16 protein-coding genes are annotated in these 20,207 nt (G+C 70.2%); 9 read left to right on the forward strand and 7 right to left on the reverse strand.

Features of this window, described 5'->3' with window-relative positions; translation table 11 throughout:
• The first annotated feature begins 264 nt into the window (after positions 1–264).
• The 4 genes from gltB to AB0I98_RS26420 all read left to right on the forward strand — a co-directional run bounded on the left by gltB (position 265) and on the right by AB0I98_RS26420 (position 8,953).
• Entirely contained in the window at positions 265–4,869 is a 4,605-nt protein-coding gene (gltB, locus tag AB0I98_RS26405) for a glutamate synthase large subunit (protein WP_362945842.1), read from the forward strand.
• The gene (locus AB0I98_RS26410; RefSeq protein WP_362945845.1) at positions 4,862–6,322 is read left to right on the forward strand and encodes a glutamate synthase subunit beta; all 1,461 of its coding nucleotides are present in this window, start codon (positions 4,862–4,864) and stop codon (positions 6,320–6,322) included. The genes gltB and AB0I98_RS26410 overlap by 8 nt, the downstream gene beginning before the upstream one ends.
• Before the next feature lie 168 nt (positions 6,323–6,490).
• Entirely contained in the window at positions 6,491–7,216 is a 726-nt protein-coding gene (locus tag AB0I98_RS26415; protein ID WP_362945848.1) for a VWA domain-containing protein, read from the forward strand.
• 81 nt (positions 7,217–7,297) lie between these two features.
• Entirely contained in the window at positions 7,298–8,953 is a 1,656-nt protein-coding gene (locus AB0I98_RS26420) for a cytochrome bc complex cytochrome b subunit (protein WP_362945850.1), read from the forward strand.
• Here AB0I98_RS26420 and AB0I98_RS26425 read toward each other — a convergent pair.
• Positions 8,928–9,878 (reverse strand): acyl-CoA dehydrogenase family protein, encoded by a 951-nt coding sequence (locus AB0I98_RS26425; RefSeq protein ID WP_362945852.1) that lies wholly within the window; start codon positions 9,876–9,878, stop codon positions 8,928–8,930. The two genes, AB0I98_RS26420 and AB0I98_RS26425, sit on opposite strands and share 26 nt — an antisense overlap.
• Before the next feature lie 121 nt (positions 9,879–9,999).
• Positions 10,000–11,139 carry an acyl-CoA dehydrogenase family protein gene (locus AB0I98_RS26430; RefSeq protein WP_362945855.1) on the reverse strand — a complete coding sequence of 380 codons (1,140 nt, stop codon included), beginning with the start codon at positions 11,137–11,139 and terminating at the stop codon, positions 10,000–10,002.
• Positions 11,140–11,235: 96 nt separating this feature from the next.
• On the opposite strand from AB0I98_RS26430, the gene AB0I98_RS26435 reads away from it, so the two are divergent.
• Genes AB0I98_RS26435 through AB0I98_RS26445 form a run of 3 tightly spaced genes read left to right on the forward strand, consistent with a single transcriptional unit; the run spans position 11,236 to position 13,857 of the window.
• Positions 11,236–12,024, forward strand: a complete 789-nt coding sequence (locus AB0I98_RS26435; protein ID WP_362945858.1) for an SDR family oxidoreductase — start codon at positions 11,236–11,238, stop codon at positions 12,022–12,024.
• A gap of 25 nt (positions 12,025–12,049) precedes the next feature.
• Positions 12,050–12,664, forward strand: a complete 615-nt coding sequence (locus AB0I98_RS26440) for a TetR/AcrR family transcriptional regulator (RefSeq protein ID WP_328366438.1) — start codon at positions 12,050–12,052, stop codon at positions 12,662–12,664.
• Between the two features lie 35 nt (positions 12,665–12,699).
• Positions 12,700–13,857, forward strand: coding sequence for an acetyl-CoA C-acetyltransferase (locus AB0I98_RS26445; protein ID WP_362945860.1), 1,158 nt, complete (start codon positions 12,700–12,702; stop codon positions 13,855–13,857).
• A 99-nt stretch (positions 13,858–13,956) separates the two neighbouring features.
• On the opposite strand, the gene AB0I98_RS26450 is transcribed toward AB0I98_RS26445, so the two are convergent.
• Genes AB0I98_RS26450 through AB0I98_RS26465 form a run of 4 tightly spaced genes read right to left on the reverse strand, consistent with a single transcriptional unit; the run spans position 13,957 to position 17,341 of the window.
• The gene (locus AB0I98_RS26450; protein WP_362945862.1) at positions 13,957–15,003 is read right to left on the reverse strand and encodes a nitronate monooxygenase; all 1,047 of its coding nucleotides are present in this window, start codon (positions 15,001–15,003) and stop codon (positions 13,957–13,959) included.
• The gene (locus AB0I98_RS26455) at positions 15,003–15,731 is read right to left on the reverse strand and encodes a CoA-transferase (protein WP_362945865.1); all 729 of its coding nucleotides are present in this window, start codon (positions 15,729–15,731) and stop codon (positions 15,003–15,005) included. The genes AB0I98_RS26450 and AB0I98_RS26455 overlap by 1 nt, the downstream gene beginning before the upstream one ends.
• Positions 15,728–16,543 (reverse strand): CoA-transferase, encoded by an 816-nt coding sequence (locus tag AB0I98_RS26460; protein ID WP_362946003.1) that lies wholly within the window; start codon positions 16,541–16,543, stop codon positions 15,728–15,730. Before AB0I98_RS26460 ends, AB0I98_RS26455 begins: the two co-directional genes overlap by 4 nt.
• Positions 16,544–16,567: 24 nt before the next feature.
• A complete protein-coding gene (locus tag AB0I98_RS26465; protein WP_362945867.1) occupies positions 16,568–17,341 on the reverse strand; it encodes an enoyl-CoA hydratase family protein in 774 nt (257 codons plus the stop codon).
• Positions 17,342–17,466: 125 nt separating this feature from the next.
• On the opposite strand from AB0I98_RS26465, the gene AB0I98_RS26470 reads away from it, so the two are divergent.
• Entirely contained in the window at positions 17,467–18,234 is a 768-nt protein-coding gene (locus AB0I98_RS26470) for an SDR family oxidoreductase (protein ID WP_362945870.1), read from the forward strand.
• 47 nt (positions 18,235–18,281) lie between these two features.
• Entirely contained in the window at positions 18,282–19,187 is a 906-nt protein-coding gene (locus tag AB0I98_RS26475) for an SDR family oxidoreductase (RefSeq protein ID WP_362945872.1), read from the forward strand.
• Positions 19,188–19,295: 108 nt separating this feature from the next.
• On the opposite strand, the gene AB0I98_RS26480 is transcribed toward AB0I98_RS26475, so the two are convergent.
• Entirely contained in the window at positions 19,296–20,177 is an 882-nt protein-coding gene (locus tag AB0I98_RS26480; protein WP_362945874.1) for a hypothetical protein, read from the reverse strand.
• Positions 20,178–20,207 lie beyond the last annotated feature (30 nt).

Consider the following 20,207-nt stretch of genomic DNA (forward strand, 5'->3'; position numbering starts at 1 on the left):
CTGCCGCGCACCCTCGGGGTCGACGACGACGCCTCCCCGGCCCTCGGGCTGACGGACATCGATCTGTCCGCTTCGGTCCCCATTACTTCCGCCGCCGTGCGCGGTACCCCCGCCGCGACCGCGGCGTCCGCATGTTGGAACGCGGTATCCGGTTCCCGAGAACCGCCCCATCATGTAACCTGCACGAAATTTTGCACTCACGCAGAGGGCCAGCGTCGTCCCTCGGCACCTGCATATGCCAAGTTGACGACGACGGGAGAGCCGATGCGTACGCCGCGCCAGCCGTCCCAGCACTCCACGAATGGCCAGAACTGGTCGTTCATGGATGCTCGCCCTGCTGCGCAGGGTATGTACGACCCCCGCAATGAGCACGACGCCTGTGGCGTCGGCTTTGTGGCCACCCTCACCGGTGAGGCGAGCCATGCGCTGGTCGAACAGGCGCTCACGGTTCTGCGCAACCTGGAGCATCGCGGCGCCACCGGCTCGGAGCCCGACTCGGGTGACGGCGCCGGCATCCTCTCCCAGGTTCCCGACGCCTTCTTCCGTGAGGTGGCCGGATTTGAACTGCCGCACGCCGGTGGATACGCCGTCGGCATCGCCTTCCTGCCCGAGGCCGGCGCGGACGAGGCCGTCTCACGCATCGAGACGATCGCGGCCGACGAGGGGCTGACGGTCCTCGGCTGGCGCGAGGTGCCGGTCGCCCCCGAACTCCTCGGTGCCACCGCCCGTTCGACGATGCCCGCCTTCCGGCAGATCTTCGTCGCCGACGGCGCCGCCGTGCCTGCCACGGGTATCGACCTCGACCGCAAGGCCTTTGTGCTGCGCAAGCGCGCCGAGCGTGAGGCCGACGTCTACTTCCCGTCGCTGTCCGCGCGGACCATCGTCTACAAGGGCATGCTGACCACCGGTCAGCTGGAGCCCTTCTTCCCGGACCTGTCCGACCGCCGCTTCGCCTCCGCGATCGCGCTCGTGCACTCCCGGTTCTCCACCAACACCTTCCCGAGCTGGCCGCTCGCCCACCCGTACCGCTTCGTCGCGCACAACGGCGAGATCAACACGGTCAAGGGCAACCGCAACTGGATGGCGGCCCGCGAGTCCCAGATCGTCTCCGACCTGTTCGGCGAGCAGGACAAGATCGACCGGATCTTCCCGATCTGCACGCCCGAGGCGTCCGACTCCGCGTCCTTCGACGAGGTGCTGGAACTGCTGCACCTGGGCGGCCGTTCGCTGCCGCACTCCGTGCTGATGATGATCCCGGAGGCGTGGGAGAACCACGACTCCATGGACCCGGCCCGACGTGCCTTCTACCAGTTCCACGCCACGATGATGGAGCCCTGGGACGGCCCGGCCTGCGTCACCTTCACCGACGGCACCCAGGTCGGCGCCGTGCTCGACCGCAACGGCCTGCGCCCCGGCCGCTACTGGGTCACCGACGACGGCCTCGTCGTCCTCGGCTCCGAGGTCGGCGTCCTCGACATCGACCCCGCCAAGGTCGTCCGCAAGGGCCGGCTGCAGCCCGGCCGGATGTTCCTCGTCGACACCGCCGAGCACCGCATCATCGAGGACGACGAGATCAAGGCCCAGCTCGCCACCGAGATGCCGTACGCGGAGTGGCTCGAGGCCGGCGAGATCGAGCTGTCCGACCTGCCCGAGCGCGAGCACATCGTGCACACGCACGCGTCGGTCACCCGCCGCCAGCAGACCTTCGGCTACACCGAGGAAGAGCTGCGCGTCATCCTCGCGCCGATGGCCAAGGCCGGTGCCGAGCCGATCGGTTCGATGGGTACGGACTCGCCGATCGCCGCGCTGAGCGACCGCCCGCGCCTGCTCTTCGACTACTTCACCCAGCTGTTCGCACAGGTCACCAACCCGCCGCTGGACGCCATCCGCGAAGAGCTGGTCACGTCGCTGCGCAGCTCCCTCGGCCCGCAGGGCAACCTGCTGGAGCCGACGGCCGCCTCGTGCCGCAGCGTCACCCTGCCCTTCCCGGTGATCGACAACGACGAGCTGGCCAAGCTCATACACATCAACGCCGACGGCGACATGCCCGGCATGAAGGCCGCGACCCTGTCCGGCCTGTACCGGGTCTCCGGCGGCGGTGACTCCCTCGCCGCGCGCATCGACGAGATCTGCGCCGAGGCCGACGCCGCCATCGACAACGGCGCCCGGCTGATCGTCCTCTCGGACCGCCACTCCGACGCCGAGCACGCGCCGATCCCGTCGCTGCTGCTCACCGCGGCCGTCCACCACCACCTCATCCGCACCAAGCAGCGCACCCACGTGGGCCTGCTGGTCGAGGCCGGTGACGTCCGCGAGGTCCACCACGTCGCCCTGCTGATCGGCTTCGGCGCCGCCGCGGTCAACCCGTACCTGGCGATGGAGTCCGTCGAGGACCTGGTCCGCGCGGGCACGTTCCTTCCCGGCATCGAGGCCGAGCACGCTATCCGCAACCTGATCTACGCGCTCGGCAAGGGCGTTCTGAAGGTCATGTCCAAGATGGGCATCTCGACCGTCGCCTCCTACCGCGGCGCCCAGGTCTTCGAGGCCGTCGGTCTCGACCAGGCCTTCGTCGAGAAGTACTTCAACGGCACCGCCACCAAGATCGGCGGCGTCGGCATCGACGTCATCGCCAAGGAGGTCGCCGCCCGCCACGCGAAGGCGTACCCGGCGAGCGGCATCGCGCCCGCGCACCGCGCGCTCGACATAGGCGGCGAGTACCAGTGGCGCCGCGAGGGCGAGCCGCACCTGTTCGACCCGGAGACGATCTTCCGCCTCCAGCACTCCACCCGCACCGCGCGCTACGACATCTTCAAGAAGTACACGGACCGCGTGAACGAGCAGTCCGAGCGCCTGATGACGCTGCGCGGCCTCTTCGGCTTCAAGTCGGACCGGCAGCCGATCTCCATCGACGACGTCGAGCCGGTCTCCGAGATCGTCAAGCGCTTCTCGACGGGCGCCATGTCGTACGGCTCCATCTCCAAGGAGGCGCACGAGACCCTCGCCATCGCCATGAACCAGCTGGGCGGCAAGTCCAACACCGGTGAGGGCGGCGAGGACGCGGACCGGCTGTACGACCCGGCCCGCCGTTCGTCGATCAAGCAGGTCGCCTCCGGCCGCTTCGGCGTGACGTCGGAGTACCTGGTCAACGCCGACGACATCCAGATCAAGATGGCCCAGGGCGCCAAGCCCGGCGAGGGCGGCCAGCTGCCCGGCCACAAGGTCTACCCGTGGGTGGCGAAGACCCGGCACTCGACGCCGGGCGTGGGGCTCATCTCCCCGCCGCCGCACCACGACATCTACTCCATCGAGGACCTGGCCCAGCTGATCCACGACCTCAAGAACGCGAACCCGCAGGCGCGGATTCACGTCAAGCTGGTCTCCGAGGTCGGCGTCGGCACGGTCGCCGCGGGTGTCTCCAAGGCGCACGCGGACGTCGTACTCATCTCGGGTCACGACGGTGGCACGGGCGCTTCTCCCCTTACGTCTTTGAAGCACGCCGGTGGTCCCTGGGAGCTCGGCCTCGCCGAGACCCAGCAGACCCTGCTGCTCAACGGCCTGCGCGACCGCATCGTCGTACAGACCGACGGTCAGTTGAAGACCGGCCGTGACGTGGTCATCGCCGCGCTGCTCGGCGCCGAGGAGTTCGGTTTCGCGACCGCGCCGCTCGTCGTCTCCGGCTGCGTCATGATGCGCGTCTGCCACCTGGACACCTGCCCGGTCGGCATCGCCACCCAGAACCCGGTTCTGCGCGACCGGTTCGCGGGCAAGGCCGAACACGTCGTGAACTTCTTCAAGTTCATCGCTGAGGAGGTCCGCGAGATCCTCGCCGAGTTGGGCTTCCGCTCCCTCGAGGAGGCCGTCGGCCACGCCGAGACGCTGGACGTCACGCGAGCCGTCGACCACTGGAAGGCGCAGGGCCTGGACCTGGAGCCGCTGTTCCACGTGCCCGACCTGCCCGACGGCGCGGTGCGCCACCAGCTGATCGAGCAGGACCACGGCCTGGAGAAGGCGCTCGACAACGAGCTGATCAGGCTCGCCGCCGACGCCCTGGCCGCCGACTCGGCGACCGACGCCCAGCCGGTGCGCGCCCAGGTCGCCATCCGCAACATCAACCGCACGGTCGGCACCATGCTCGGCCATGAGGTGACCAAGAAGTTCGGTGGCGCGGGCCTGCCCGACGACACCATCGACATCACCTTCACGGGTTCGGCGGGCCAGTCCTTCGGTGCCTTCCTGCCGCGCGGCATCACGCTGCGCCTGGAGGGAGACGCCAACGACTACGTCGGCAAGGGCCTCTCCGGCGGCCGGGTGATCGTGCGTCCCGACCGGGGCGCCGACCACCTCGCCGAGTTCTCGACGATCGCGGGCAACACCATCGCGTACGGCGCGACCGGCGGCGAGCTGTTCCTGCGCGGTCGTACGGGCGAGCGGTTCTGCGTCCGCAACTCCGGCGCGACGGTCGTCGCCGAGGGCGTGGGCGACCACGGCTGCGAGTACATGACCGGCGGTCACGCGGTGGTGCTCGGCGAGACGGGCCGTAACTTCGCGGCCGGTATGTCCGGCGGTATCGCCTACGTGATCGACCTGGACCGCGACAACGTGAACGTCGGCAACGTCGGCGCCATCGAGAAGCTGGACGACACCGACAAGCAGTGGCTGCACGACGTGGTGCGCCGGCACGCGGAGGAGACCGGCTCCACGGTCGCCGGGAAGCTCCTCGCCGAGTGGTCCGAGTCGGTGGACCGCTTCAGCAAGATCATCCCCAGTACGTACAAGGCAGTGCTCGCCGCCAAGGACGCCGCCGAGCGAGCCGGTCTCTCCGAGACCGAGATCACCGAGAAGATGATGGAGGCGGCGACCAATGGCTGATCCCAAGGGCTTTCTCAACCACGGCCGCGAGGTCGCCAAGTCCCGCCCGGTCGAAGAGCGCGTCAGGGACTGGAACGAGGTCTACGTCCCCGGCTCGCTGCTGCCGATCATCAGCAAGCAGGCCTCGCGCTGCATGGACTGCGGCATCCCGTTCTGCCACAACGGCTGTCCGCTGGGGAACCTGATTCCCGAGTGGAACGACTACGCCTACCGCGAGGACTGGGCGGCCGCGTCCGAGCGCCTGCACGCGACGAACAACTTCCCGGAGTTCACGGGCCGCCTGTGCCCGGCGCCGTGCGAGTCGGCGTGTGTGCTCGGCATCAACCAGCCTGCCGTCACCATCAAGAACGTCGAAGTGTCGATCATCGACAAGGCGTGGGAGACCGGTGACGTAGCCCCGCAGATCCCGGAGCGGCTGTCCGGCAAGACGGTCGCGGTCATCGGGTCCGGCCCCGCCGGGCTCGCCGCCGCCCAGCAGCTCACCCGGGCGGGCCACACCGTCGCCGTCTACGAGCGCGCGGACCGTATCGGCGGCCTCCTGCGCTACGGCATCCCCGAGTTCAAGATGGAGAAGCGGCACATCAACCGCCGTATCGAGCAGATGCGCGCGGAGGGCACCCGCTTCCGTACCGGTATCGAGATCGGCCGCGACCTCAAGGCGACCGACCTGAAGAAGCGGTACGACGCCATCGTCATCGCCGCCGGTGCGACGACCGCCCGTGACCTCCCGGTCCCCGGCCGCGAGCTCAAGGGCATCCACCAGGCCATGGAGTACCTGCCGCTGGCCAACAAGGTGCAGGAGGGCGACTTCGTGACGCCCCCCATCACGGCCGAGGGCAAGCACGTCGTCGTGATCGGCGGCGGTGACACCGGCGCGGACTGCGTGGGCACCGCCCATCGCCAGGGCGCGGCCTCCGTCACGCAGCTGGAGATCATGCCCAGGCCGGGCGAGGACCGGGCGCCGAACCAGCCGTGGCCGACCTTCCCGATGCTCTACAAGGTCACGTCCGCGCACGAGGAGGGCGGCGAGCGGGTCTACTCCGTCTCCACCACCCACTTCGAGGGCGACGAGGACGGCAACGTCCAGTGGCTGCACCTCACCGAGGTTGAGTTCATCGACGGCAAGCTGACGCAGAAGCCGGGCACGGAGCGCAAGATCCCCGCCCAGCTGGTCACGCTGGCGATGGGCTTCACCGGCACCGACCGGGAGAACGGCCTGGTCGAGCAGTTCGGCCTGGACCTCGACGAGCGCGGCAACATCGCCCGTGACGGCGACTTCCAGACCAACGTCCCCGGTGTCTTCGTCGCCGGTGACGCGGGCCGTGGTCAGTCGTTGATCGTCTGGGCGATCGCGGAGGGCCGCTCGGCCGCCCGCGGTTGCGACCGGTTCCTGACCGGCGTGAGCGACCTGCCGTCGCCGATCCGTCCGACGGACCGCTCGCTGATGGTCTGATCGGCCCCAACAACGTCCCGCACAAAGGCGTGCGGTACACCCGACGGCGCCTGCCCTCCAGTCCCCGACCGGACGACTGGGCAGGCGCCGCGGCTTTTCTCACGCCAGTGCGCGGGGTGCGGTGCCGTAGCCTCGGCGTCAGTTCTGGTGAACGTAGGGGGAGTCGGCATGGCCGCGATCAGTCTCAGCAAGGTGGAGGAGGCCGCGCCCGCGCTGGTCAGCCTCTACAAGAGCGCCGGGGTGTCGCTCGCCAAGAACGGCCTGGACGGGCAGCGGGCGGCGGTCTATCTGGTGGTCGACTACTCCGGGTCGATGAAGCCGTACTACAAGGACGGCAGTGTGCAGGCGCTCGCCGACCGGGTGCTGGGGCTGTCCGCGCACCTTGACGACGACGGAACCGTGCCCGTGGTGTTCTTCTCCACGGACGTCGACGCGGTCACCGACATCGCCCTCGCCGACCATCGCGGCCGGATCGACCGGATCGTGGCCGGACTCGGGCACATGGGCAAGACCAGCTATCACCTCGCCATGGACGCGGTCATCGACCACTACCTCGACAGCGGCTCCAAGGACCCGGCTCTGGTGGTCTTCCAGACCGACGGCGGCCCGATCAACAAGCTCGCCGCGGAACGGTATCTGTGCAAGGCGGCCCGGCTGCCGCTGTTCTGGCAGTTCATCGGCTTCGGCGATCCGAAGAGCCGGCAGTTCGAGTATCTGCGCAAGCTCGACGAGCTGGCGGTGCCGCACAAGCGGGCCGTCGACAACGCCGGGTTCTTCCACGCCGGCCAGGATCCGCGGAAGGTGTCCGACGGGGAGCTGTACGACCGGCTGGTGGGCGAGTTCCCGAAGTGGCTGGTGGCGGCGCGGGCGGCGGGGATCGTGGGACCGGCCTGAGCCACCCGTCTGCTCGCACCATTGGCTGAGCCGTGACTGCCGTGCCACCCTGAGTGAGATCCGACGGGGAGGCGACGACGCATGGACGGCGCACGATCGGTGGACCAGGCGGCCGGGTCCGCCCGCTCGCGCAGGCAGGCTCCCGGCAGGGGCGAGAAACTCGCGGACTGGGCCGACGGGCGGCTCGGGCTCTACGCCCTGGCCAAGGCCAACATGCGCAAGGTCTTCCCGGACCACCCGTCCTTCATGCTGGGCGAGATCGCGCTCTACAGCTTCATCGTCCTGATCCTCACGGGCGTCTACCTCACCCTGTTCTTCGAGCCGAGCATGGCCGAGGTCGAGTACCACGGCTCGTACGAACCGCTCAACGGTGTCCTGATGACCCGGGCGTTCGAGTCCACGCTGGAGATCAGCTTCGATGTGCGCGGCGGGCTGCTGATCCGGCAGATCCATCACTGGGCGGCGCTGGTCTTCGTCAGCGCGATGCTCGTGCACATGATGCGGATCTTCTTCACCGGCGCGTTCCGCAAGCCGCGCGAGCTCAACTGGCTCTTCGGCTGGACCCTGCTGATGCTCGGCATCATCACCGGCCTGACCGGCTACTCGCTCCCCGACGACCTGCTCTCCGGCACCGGCATCCGCTTCGCCCAGGGCGCGATCCTGTCCGTCCCGATCGTCGGGACGTATCTGTCGTTCTTCCTCTTCGGCGGGGAGTTCCCCGGGCACGACATCATCGCGCGCCTGTTCCCGATCCATGTCCTGCTGCTGCCCGGGATCATGCTGGGGCTGGTGGCCGCCCATCTGATCCTGGTCTTCTACCACAAGCACACGCAGTATCCCGGCCCCGGCCGCGACAACAGGTCGGTGGTCGGCATGCCCTTCCTGCCGGTCTACATGGCGAAGGCGGGCGGCTTCTTCTTCCTCGTCTTCGGTGTGCTGACGATCATGGGGGGCATCGCCAGCATCAACCCCGTGTGGGCCTTCGGGCCCTACCGCCCCGATCTGGTCACGACCGGCGCCCAGCCCGACTGGTATCTCGGGTTCTCCGAGGGGCTGATCCGGGTGATGCCGGGATGGGAGATCAACCTCTGGGGCCACACCCTCGCCCTGGGCGTGTTCATCCCCTTCGCGCTGTTCCCGCTGGTCATGCTCGCGATCGGCGTGTATCCCTTCATCGAGGCATGGGTCACCGGCGACAAACGCGAGCACCACATCCTGGACCGGCCGCGCAACGCGCCCGTGCGCACCGGCCTCGGCGTGGCCTGGCTCAGCTTGTACGCGGTGCTGCTGATCGGCGGTGGCAACGACATCGTGGCCACCCATCTGCATCTGTCCATCAACGACATCACCTGGTTCGTGCGGGTCGCGGTCTTCGTGGTGCCGGTCCTCGCCTACAGCATCACCAAGCGGATCTGTCTCGGCCTCCAGCGCCGCGACCGGAACAAGGTGCTGCACGGCAGGGAGACGGGCACCATCAAGAGGCTGCCGAACGGCGAGTACATCGAGATCCATGAACCCGTCTCGCAGGAGCAGTTGTTCACCCTGACCCAGCACGAGCAGAACCCGCCGTACGAGCTCGGTCCGCTCGTCGACGCGGGCGGCGTCCGCCGTCGGGTCAAGCCGTCCCAGCGGCTGCGGGCCCGGCTGTCGCGGGCCATGTTCGGGCCCGACAAGCGGATCGAGAAGCCGACGGTGGAGGAGTACCGGGAAGTCACCAGCGGCGACCACCACCCCTGACGACCAGGGCCCTGCACTCGTCCGGAGTGCCCCAGGCGGTGCGCAGGGCGCGGGCCTTGGTCAGCCACAGCGACAGGTCGTACTCCGCGGTGTAGCCGATCGCGCCATGCAACTGCAGCGCGGTCCGCGCCGTCGCGTACGCCGCCTCGCAGGCCGTGGCCTTGGCCGCGGCGACATCGGCGGGCTCCATGGTCAGCGCGGCGCCGAAGAGCAGGGGGCGGGCGAACTCCAGGGCGATCTTCGCGTCGGCCAGTCTGTGCTTGACGGCCTGGAACGAGCCTATGGGGGTGCCGAATTGGGTGCGCTGCTTGACGTAGGTGACGGTCTTGTCGAGGAGGGCGAGTCCGACGCCCAGCGCCTGGGCGGCGGTGGTGAGGCGGGCCCAGGTGAGGGCTTGCTCGACGGGTGGGGTGGGGGTGAGGAGTTCGCCGCCCGGGCTGAGGGGGGTGAGGCGGCGGGCGGGGTCGAGGGAGGGGCGGACGGGGCCGTGGCCGGGGGACAGGCGGACGGCGTCGGGGGTGAGGGCGAGACGGATCGTGGCCGCGTCGCCGTCGAGGGCGTACGGGCTGTCGTACGCCACGGTGGCCATGGTCTCGCCGGAGGCGAGGGGCGGGAGCAGGTGTTCGGCCTTGGTGAGCAGGACTGCCGCGGTCACGGTCTCCACCAGCGGGCCGGGCACCGCGTGTCGCCCCAACTCGACGAAAGCGAGGGCGAGTTCGACGGGCCGGGGGCCCAGTCCGTCGTATTCCTCCGGTACCGCCAGTGCGAACACGCCCGCTTCGGCGATACGGCCCCACAGCGCGCGCCCGCTGCCGTGCTCGCCGCGACTCCAGTCCCGTACCACCGAGGGTGTGTCCGCGGAGGTCAGCATCGCGTCCAGCGAGGCGGCGAACGCGCGCTGCTCGGCGTCGAGGAGGAAGCGCATCAGCGGCGTCCTTTCGGCATCGAGGGCGTTCCTTCGGGCATCGAGGGCATCCCTTCGGGCATCAACGCGGCCTCTTTCCTGTGCGTCGCGCTCTCTTCGGCGACGGCGGAGCCCGGGCGCATCAGCGGCGTCCTTTCGGGAGGCCGAGCAGGTGTTCGGCGATGATGTCCCGCTGGATCTCGTTCGTGCCGGCGTAGATCGGGCCGGCGAGTGCGAAGACGTACCGCTCCGACCAGTCCGTGTCCGCGAACTCGCCCTCCTCGGCCAGGAGATCGAGGGCCGTCTCATGCAGCGCGATGTCGTATTCGGACCAGAAGACCTTGTTCAGGCTGGACTCCGGGCCGAGTTCCTGGCCGTCGAGGAAGCGGGAGGCGGCGGCGTAGGTGAAGAGCTGGTAGGCGCGGGCGCCGATCAGGGCGTCGGCGACACGGCGTTTCGTGGATTCCGTTTCTCCTTGCGCCTGCCAGAGCGTCACCAGGCGGTCGGCGCTCGCACGGAAACGGCCCGGTGAGCGGAGCTTCAGCCCGCGTTCGTTGCCCGCTGTCGACATGGCGATCCGCCAGCCCTGCCCGGGTTCGCCGATCACGTCCTCGTCCGGCACGAACACCTCGTCCAGGAACAGCTCGGCGAAGGCGGGCTTGCCGTCGAGGCGGCCGATGGGGCGGACGGTGACGCCCGGTGCGCGCAGGTCGAACATCAGGTAGGTCAGGCCCTGGTGGGGCTTCGGGGTGTCCGGATCGGTGCGGAACAGGCCGAACGCGCGGTCGGCGAAGGCGGCCCGTGACGACCAGGTCTTCTGCCCGGTCAGCAGCCAGCCGCCGTCCGTGCGGACAGCCTTTGCTTTCAGGGACGCCAGGTCCGAACCGGCCTCGGGTTCCGACCACGCCTGGGCCCAGATCACCTCGCCGGAGGCCATCGGCGGCAGCACGCGCGCGCGTTGTCGCTCCGTGCCGTGGTCGAAGAGGGTGGGGGCGAGGAGGCTGATGCCGTTCTGACTGACGCGGCCGGGCGCGCTCGCCGCGTAGTACTCCTCCTCGAAGATCAGCCATCTGATCAGGCCCGCGTCCCGGCCGCCGTACGCGCTCGGCCAGTCCACCACCGACCAGAGGTCCGCGGCCAGTTCGGCCTCCCACGCGCGGTGAGCCCGGAAGCCCTCCTCCGTCTCCAGCGAGGGCAGCGGGGTGGACGGCACGTGCGCGTGCAGCCAGGCGCGGGCCTCGGCCCGGAAGGCGTCCTCTTCGTGTGTGAAGGCGAGATCCATCTGTGGCGTCCCCCTCAGCCGTGATCTCCGCGGCGGTCTTCTCGTGGTCTTCTCGTGGTCTTCCCTAACAAGTGTTTGGTAGGTTAGCGTGTTCCTATGACAGGCGTCGAGAGTCCGGCCTACGTGCCCGGCCATGGGCTGCTGAAGGGCCGCACCGCCGTCATCACCGCGGCGGCCGGGGCGGGGATCGGCGGGGCGACCGCGAGGCGCTTCCTGGAGGAGGGCGCGCGTGTGCTGATCAGCGACGCGCATGTGCGGCGGCTCAAGGAGTACGAGGCCGAGCTGGCCGGGGAGTTCGGGGCGGCCGTCGCCGCGCTGCCGTGCGATGTCACCGACGGGACGCAGGTGAGCGCGCTGTTCGAGGCGGCCGTCGACATGCACGGTCGGCTCGATGTCGTCGTCAACAATGCCGGGCTGGGCGGGACTTCGGATCTCGTCGACATGACCGACGAGCAGTGGTCGAAGGTGCTCGATGTGACGCTGAACGGGACCTTCCGGTGCACTCGGGCGGCTCTACGGCTGTTCCGGGGCGGCGGCGACGGCGGGGTGATCGTCAACAACGCGTCCGTCGTCGGCTGGCGCGCCCAGGCCGGACAGGCGCATTACGCCGCCGCGAAGGCCGGGGTGATGGCGCTGACCCGGTGCGCGGCGCTGGAGGCCGCCGAGTTCGGGGTGCGGGTCAACGCGGTCTCGCCGAGCCTCGCCATGCATCCGCACCTGGTGAAGGTGACCAGCCCCGACCTGCTGGCCGAGCTGACCCGGCGGGAGGCCTTCGGGCGGTACGCCGAGCCCTGGGAGGTGGCCAACGTGATCGTGTTCCTGGCGTCGGACTACTCCTCGTACATGACCGGAGAGGTCGTCTCCGTCAGCAGCCGGCATCCCTGACCACGGAGCGGCCCACAATGTGCTTGTGCCTACGAAGAAGAAGCCCCAGGTGACCGCCGCCCCCGAGCGCCGGCGCGAGCTCCTCGACACCGCCGCCGAGGTCTTCGCCGAGCAGGGTTACAACGCCACCACCGTCCGCAAGATCGCGGACCACGCGGGGATGCTGGCCGGCAGCCTCTACTACCACTTCGACTCCAAGGAATCGATGCTGGAAGAGATCCTGCGGACCTTTCTCGACGAGCTCTGGAACGGGTACGACGCCGTCCTGGGCGCCGCCGAACTGGGCCCGCGCGAGACGCTCGAGGCCCTGGTCACCGAGTCGTTCCGGGAGATCGACCGGCACCGCGCCGCCGTCGCGATCTACCAGAAGGAGTCCAAGCACCTCGTGGCGCAGGAGCGGTTCGCGTTCCTCGCCGAATCGCAGCGCAAGTTCGAGAAGGCGTGGCTGTCCACGCTGGAGCGCGGGGTCGCGGCCGAGGTCTTCCGGTCCGACCTCGACGTCCGGCTCACCTACCGGTTCGTGCGGGACACGGTGTGGGTCGCCGCGTCCTGGTACCGGCCCGGCGGACACCACAGCCCCGAGGAGATCGCCCGGCAGTACCTGTCGATGGTGCTGGACGGGATCGCCGTACGTAGATAACCCACTGCTGGAGTCCGGAAGTCTGGGGAGTTGCCATGGCCGAGGCCTACATCGTCGAAGCGGTCCGTACGCCCGTGGGGCGGCGCGGGGGAGGACTGAGCGGGGTCCATCCGGCCGACCTGGGCGCGCATGTGCTGAAGGAACTGGTCGCGCGGGCCGGGGTCGATCCCGCCGCCGTCGAGGACGTCGTCTTCGGCTGCCTGGACGCGGTCGGGCCGCAGGCCGGCGACATCGCCCGCACCTGCTGGCTGGCCGCCGGGCTGCCGGAGGAGGTGCCGGGCGTGACGGTGGACCGGCAGTGCGGGTCCTCGCAGCAGGCCGTGCACTTCGCGGCGCAGGGTGTGCTGTCCGGGACACAGGACCTGGTCGTCGCGGGCGGTGTGCAGAACATGTCGCAGATCCCGATCGCCTATGCGACCCGGCAGGCCGCCGAGCCGCTGGGCTTCACCCAGGGCCCCTTCGCGGGCAGCGAGGGCTGGCGGGCGCGGTACGGGGACCGGGCGGTCAACCAGTTCGTCGGCGCCGAGATGATCGCCGGCAAGTGGGGGATCAGCAGGCAGGACCAGGAGGAGTTCGCGCTGCGCTCGCACCAGAGGGCGCTGCGGGCGATCGACGAGGGCCGCTTCCAGCGCGAGACCGTGCCGTACGGGGACGTGACCGTCGACGAAGGGCCGCGCAGGGACACCTCCCTCGAGAAGATGGCCGGGCTCAAGCCGGTCATCGACGGCGGCACGATCACAGCCGCCTGCTCCTCGCAGGTCTCCGACGGCGCGGCTGCCATGCTATTGGCCTCCGAGCGGGCGGTGCGCGAGCACGGGCTGACGCCGCGCGCCCGAGTCCACCATCTCTCCGTGCGTGGCGAGGACCCGATCCGGATGCTGACCGCTCCGATACCGGCCACCGCCCACGCCCTGAAGAAGACCGGCCTCTCCATCGACGCGATCGACCTCGTCGAGATCAACGAGGCCTTCGCACCCGTCGTCCTGGCCTGGCTGAAGGAGACGGGCGCGGATCCGGAGAAGGTCAACGTCAACGGTGGTGCGATAGCCCTGGGCCACCCGCTCGGCGCGACTGGCGCGAAGCTGATGACGACCCTGCTGCATGAGCTGGAGCGTACGGGTGGGCGGTTCGGGTTGCAGACGATGTGTGAGGGTGGGGGGCAGGCGAACGTGACGGTAATTGAGAGGCTGTGACGGGCGTGCCGCGCGGGGCCGTTGATCGTCTGCGGCTCCGTTGTGGCTGGTCGCGCAGTTCCCCGCGCCCCTTACGGGGCGCTGCCGGGCTGTGGGTTGCTAGGGGGCCGTCAGTCGTTCACGTGTCTCCTCGGCCTCCTTCATGATCCGGTCGATCAGTTCCGCGCAGGACGGCAGGTCGTCGATGACTCCGGCGACCTGTCCCGACGCCATTACCCCGAGGTCCGTGCGCCCGTCCACCATCGATGCCCTGAGCAGCATCGGGGTGTTCGCGGCGAGTAGGAGCTGGCTCCAGGACAGGTTCTTGCCGTGCTTGAGGGCGAGTCCGTCGCGGAGCATCGTCGGCCAGCCGATGCCGGACAGCTTGCGGAAGCGGGCCGCGTGGCCCATGGCTCGGAGGAGGGTTCTGGCGCGGCCGGAGTTCTCCAGCGAGTCGACCAGGTCCGTGCGGAGCATGCGGTGGGGCAGGCCGTCGACCGCTCTGGTGACCGTGACGTCCCGGACGCTCGCTGTCAGGTACCGCGCCTTGACTGCGTCCGGCACCGTCGAGTCCGAGGTGAGCAGGAAGCGGGTGCCCATGGCGACGCCCGCCGCCCCGTAGGCCAGCGCCGCGACCAGGCCCCGGCCGTCGAAGAAGCCGCCCGCCGCCACCACGGGTATCCGCACCGCGTCCACGACCTGCGGCAGCAGCACCGTCGTCGCCACCTCGCCGGTGTGTCCGCCGCCCTCCCCGCCCTGCACGATCACCGCGTCCGCGCCCCAGGCCGCGACCTTCTCGGCATGGCGCCGGGCGCCGACCGTCGGGATCACGACCACGCCCGCGTCCTTGAGCGTGCCGATCAGCTCGGGGGAGGGCGCCAGCGCGAAGGAGGCGACCCGGACACCCTCCTGGATCAGGATCCGCGCCCTGTCCCCGGCGTCGGAGGCGTCGGCGCGGAGGTTGACCCCGAAGGGCGCCGTCGTACGGGACGTGACCTCGCGTATCGCCTCACGCAGCCGGTCGGTCGTCATCGTCGCCGACGCCAGGATGCCCAGCCCGCCCGCGTTCGCCGTCGCCGAGACCAGACGCGGGCCCGCCACCCAGCCCATGCCCGTCTGCACGATCGGGTGGCGGACCCCGACCAGCCGGGTGAGCGCGGTGTCCATCAGGCCCTCGCCTCCTCGGGGACCTCACGCGCGCGCCGGTTGTCCGGGTCGATCACCTCGCGGATCAGCCGCAGTTCGGCGGGCGTCGGCTCGCGGGTGGACGGCACCTCGTCCGGGATCGTCAGCGCGAACCCCGTCGCAGCCCTGACCTCGTCGACGGTCACCCCCGGATGCAGCGAGGCCAGCCGCATCGAGCGGTCCGGGGTGTCGAAGTCGAAGACGCCGAGGTCGGAGACGACCCGGGGGATGCGGTGATGGCGGGCACCGGCCGCATGGTCGTACCCGACCCCGCACACCATGTCGACCTTCTCCACGAACACCCGCCGGGAGTGCTTCGGGATCCAGTAACTGGTCGGATTGTTGAGGGTGTTGACCGGCGCGCCCCGCACCCCCAGTAGCTGCCGCTTCGGCTTGTCCCAGTCGCCGATGCAGGAGATGTTCTGGTTGCCGAAGCGGTCGATTTGACTCGCGCCCATCATCACGTGCCGCCGGCCTCCGGTGACGAGGGTCAGATGCTGCCGGTACGGCAGCCAGCCCTCGACGGTGCCGTCCACGTCGACCAGCATCGCCTCACCGTCGGTCAGCAACAGGTCCGGCGCGAAGGCGAGCCGGGCGAGGCGCGCGCCGATGGAGGGGATCAGGCCCATGGGGCTCGCCAGGATCTCACCGGCGCCGCGCCAGGCCTCGGCGCAGGCGATCACACAGAACTCACTGCGCGTCACGGTCATGTCCCCTCCTCCTCGGGCCCGTTGAGGAACCGCTCGGCGAACTCCGCCCAGGGTGTGGTCGCGTACTCCTTCTGCATGGCCTCGTCACGCCCGTAGTCGGGGGCGCAGGACGTGAAGGCGGCGCCGCCCGGTGCCTCCACCACGCCCGTCACCACATGACGTTTGATCAGCAGGGTCTGGGGTGCGGCCTCCTTCGTCAGCTCGGCAGTGTCCACGATCCGCTCGCAGGAGACGAACGCCGCGTCCGCCGCCTCGCAGAACAGGTCGTCGAAGTACGGGTCGGGCCCCAGATACTGGCCGTTGCCCCGCCGGTCGGCGCGGTTGACATGGACCAGGGCCACGTCCAGGCGCAGGGCGGGCATCGCCACGAACGTCTCCCCGTCGTCGTACGGCGACGTCACCGTCCGCAGACCCGGGTTGACCCGCATCACATCGGAACCGATCCCGGCCCGCACCGGCAGGAAGGGCAGCCGGTTCGCCGCCGCGTGCAGCCCCCACATGAACATCGCCTCGTCGATCTCCATCAGCTCCAGCTCCCCCCGCTCGCGGGCCGCCCGGTAGTGCGGTTCGAGGGGGATCGAGTCGAGGGTGACGAAGGGGGCGACCAGTTTGCGGATCCGGCCGGCGGTGGCGAGCATGCCGACGTCCGGGCCGCCGTACGACACCACCGTGAGGTCGGTGATGCCGGACCGGAGCACCGCTCTCACCAGGGCCATCGGTTTGCGGCGCGAGCCCCAGCCGCCGATGCCGAGGGTCATGCCGCTCTCCAGCCCGGAGACGGCCTCGTCGGCGGTCATCGTCTTGTCGCCCACGGTGGTCATCGTCGTGTCGCCCACTCAGTCACCGTCCTTTCCAAAGGAGTTGCGTCCAAAGGTGTCGCGGACCCGGTCGCCCACGCCGCTCACGCTCGCCTCGTAGGTGAAGCCCTGCTCGAAGCGGTAGCTGCGGCGCACGTCCACCGGGTCGATGCCGTTGATCGCGGCCTTGGCCAACCGCAGCAGCTCCCCGTCCTTCGCGGCTATCTCGCGGGCCAACTCCAGGGCGGCCGAAGGGAGTTCCTCGCGCGGCACCACCCGCCACACCGAGCCGTGCGCGTGCAGCTCGGCCGCCGTCGCCGTCCGCGAGGTGTAGTACAGGGCGCGCATCAGGTGCTGCGGGACCAGCCGGGCCAGGTGGGTGGCGGCGCCCAGCGCTCCACGGTCCAGCTCGGGCAGCCCGAAGGCGGCGTCCTCGCTCGCCACGATCACATCCGCGTTCCCCACAAGACCGATGCCCCCTCCCAGGCAGAAGCCCTGCACCGCCGCCACCACGGGCACCTCGCACTCGTACACCGCTGAGAACGCCGCGAAGCAGCCCCGGTTGGCGCCGACCAGCGCGCTCTGCCCGCGCGCCTGTATCTCCTTGATGTCCACGCCCGCGTTGAACCCCCGCCCCTCGGCGGCCAGCACCACGCACCGCACCTCCGGGTCGCGGCCGGCCGCGCGCACCGCGTCGGCCAGCGCGAACCAGCCGTCCACCGGCAGGGCGTTCACCGGCGGGAAGTCGACTGTGACAACGGCGATTCCGTCTTTCTCGGGCCCCTTTTCCGGGGACGAGGTGGAGACACCCATGGACGCATCAGCTACCTTCGCACTCAGCTACCTTTCCACCAAACATTTGTTAGGTGTGAGGCTTCGAAGCTAGCAGCAGGCGGATCGCGGCGGGAGGCCCTGTGGAAAACCAAGCTCCAGACCCTGTGGAAAACCCCGGCCATCCCCGCGACCGGCCCCTCGACGGCCGCGTCGCCGTCGTCACCGGCGGCACCCGTGGCGTCGGCGCGGGCATCGCGAAGGCGTTCGTGGAGGCGGGCGCGGAGGTCGTCACCTGCGCGCGCCGGCCACCCGAAGGCCCCGTCAAGGGAACCGAGTTCGTGCCCCTGGACCTGCGGGACCCGGATGCCGTGCGCGCCTTCTTCGGTGGACTGCCCCGGCTCGACGTGCTCGTCAACAACGCGGGCGGCAGCCCCTTCCGACGGCTGGCCGACGCGGGCGCCGAGCGGCACGCACGGGTCGTCGAGCTGAACCTGATCGCCCCACTGACCGCATCCCTCGCCGCGTACGAGCACCTCAAGCGGTCCCGTGGCGCCGTCGTCATGATCGGCAGCGTCAGCGGCGACCGCCCCTCGCCCGGCACGGCGGCCTACGGTGCGGCCAAGGCGGGCCTGGCGAGCCTCGCCCGGTCGATGGCCGTGGAGTGGGCGCCGGAGGTCCGCGTCAACACCCTCGTCGTCGGCATGGTCCGCACGGAGCTGTCCCACCTGCACTACGGCGGCGACGACGGCGTCGAGGCGGTCGGCCGCACCGTCCCGCTCGGCCGCCTCGCCGATCCCGCCGACGTCGGCGCCGCCGCGGTCTTCCTCACCTCCGACGCTGCCGCCTACATCAGCGGGGCGAGCCTGCTGGTGCACGGGGGAGGGGAGCGGCCCGCCTTCCTGGATGCCGCAACCGCCAACAAAGAGACGTGAGATGAGCCGGGGGAGACAAGAGCCATGAGTCGACAAGGAGACGCACCATGACCGGAATCTGCGACGGACGCGTCGTGATCGTCACCGGCGCGGGCCGTGGCCTCGGCCGCGCCCACGCGCTGGCGTTCGCCGCCGAGGGCGCACGGGTCGTCGTCAACGACCTCGGCGTCGGCCTGGACGGCACACCGGGCCCCGACAGCCCGGCCGGCCAGGTCGTCGACGAGATCCGCGCGGCGGGCGGCGAGGCGGTCGCGCACGGCGGCGACATCGCCACCAGCGACGGCGCCGCCGCACTGATCCGGACCGCCCTGGAGACCTACGGCCGGCTCGACACCCTCGTCAACAACGCGGGCTTCCTGCGTGACCGGATGCTGGTCAACCTGGACGAGGACGACTGGGACGCCGTCATACGCGTCCACCTCAAGGGTCACTTCCTGCCGCTGAAGCACGCCGCCGCCCACTGGCGTGCCGAGGCCAAGGCGGGCCGTCTGCCCGACGCGCGGATCGTCAACACCAGCAGCGGTGCGGGGCTGCTCGGCTCGGTCGGGCAGGGCAACTACAGCGCGGCGAAGGCCGGGATCGTCGGTCTGACGCTGGTCGCCGCGGCTGAGCTGGGGCGCTACGGGGTTCAGGTCAGCGCGATCGCCCCCGCGGCCCGGACCCGGATGACGGAACACACCTTCGCCGAGACCATGGCGGCGCCGGACGCCGGCTTCGACACGATGGCCCCGGAGAACGTCTCGCCGCTGGTGGTCTGGCTGGGCTCGGCGGGGAGCGCGGGGGTGACCGGGCGGGTCTTCGAGGCGGAGGGCGGTCGGATCACGGTGATGGAGGGTTGGCGGCCGGGACCGACGGCCGACAATGGGGCGCGGTGGAGTGCCGGGGAGGCGGGGGAGACGGTGCTGAAGCTGCTGGCCCGGGCGGAGAAGCCGGGGGCTGCGTACGGCGTGTAGATCAGCGCCCCGAAGGGGAGCGGGGCTGTGTCGATATGCGGCTCCGCCGCGTGGGCGCGACCAGCCACAACGGAGCCGCAGACGAGGACCGCCCCGCCAGCGCAGCGCCTACGTGTCGCACTCCAGCACCGTCCGGCACAAAGAACACCGCGCCCGCATCCGCCCCCGCACCGGCACCCTGATCCGCTGGTGGCAGGTCGGGCAGGGGAACGTGACGCGGAGGTGGCCGCCGCCGTCGGGGCTGAAGGTGTAGGGGACGCCGGGCTGGGGGCCGTGGACGTGGCGGCGGTCGCGGGCGTAGCGACGGCGGCCCGCCCAGCCGGCCGCCGTCAAAGGGGGCTGCTGCTCGTCGCGGCGGGCCTGGACCATGCCCTTCGTGTACGCCGTGTAGGCCTGCGGACTGGTGAACCACACGGACGGGTCCTCGCCGAACACCAGGGCACGCTTGGCCAGGACGTACCCGAACTCCTCCGGTGTCAGATAGCCGAGCTTCTGCGACGACGCCGCGTCCTCACGGTAGGCGTCGAGGAGCAGCCAGCCGGCGCCCAGATACGTCGTCGCGGTGTCGGTGAGGATCTCGTTGTCCCGGGTGCCGGGGAACGTCAGATCGAGGCGGTGCAGATAGACGTGCATGATCTCGTGGGCGAGGGCCGCGCCGATGTCCCGCCGGTGGGTGCGGAAGCGGTCGTTCAGCTCGACGAAGTACTCGGGTCCCGCGGCGAGTTCGACGTTCGCGGCGTGCTTCATCTCACGGAAGCTGACGATCACCCGGGCGTCCGGGAGCCGGTAGTGCCGCACCAGCTCCCGGGCCACTCGCTGGGCGCCCAGATACAGGTCGTCGGTGTCGCAGAACGCCACGTCGACGGGGGCCACACTGCTCGCGAACGTCTGGACGGTGTCGTACGACAGCCGCTTGTAGAGCGCGGTGATCGACTCCCGCACCGTCTCCAGGTGTGGGTAGCCGTGCTCGACCGGTCCGTCGTTCGCCACGCCTGTACCCCCAAGACGCCTGACCCGATT

The organism is Streptomyces sp. NPDC050211, from assembly GCF_040656035.1.
Lineage (GTDB): Bacteria > Actinomycetota > Actinomycetes > Streptomycetales > Streptomycetaceae > Streptomyces.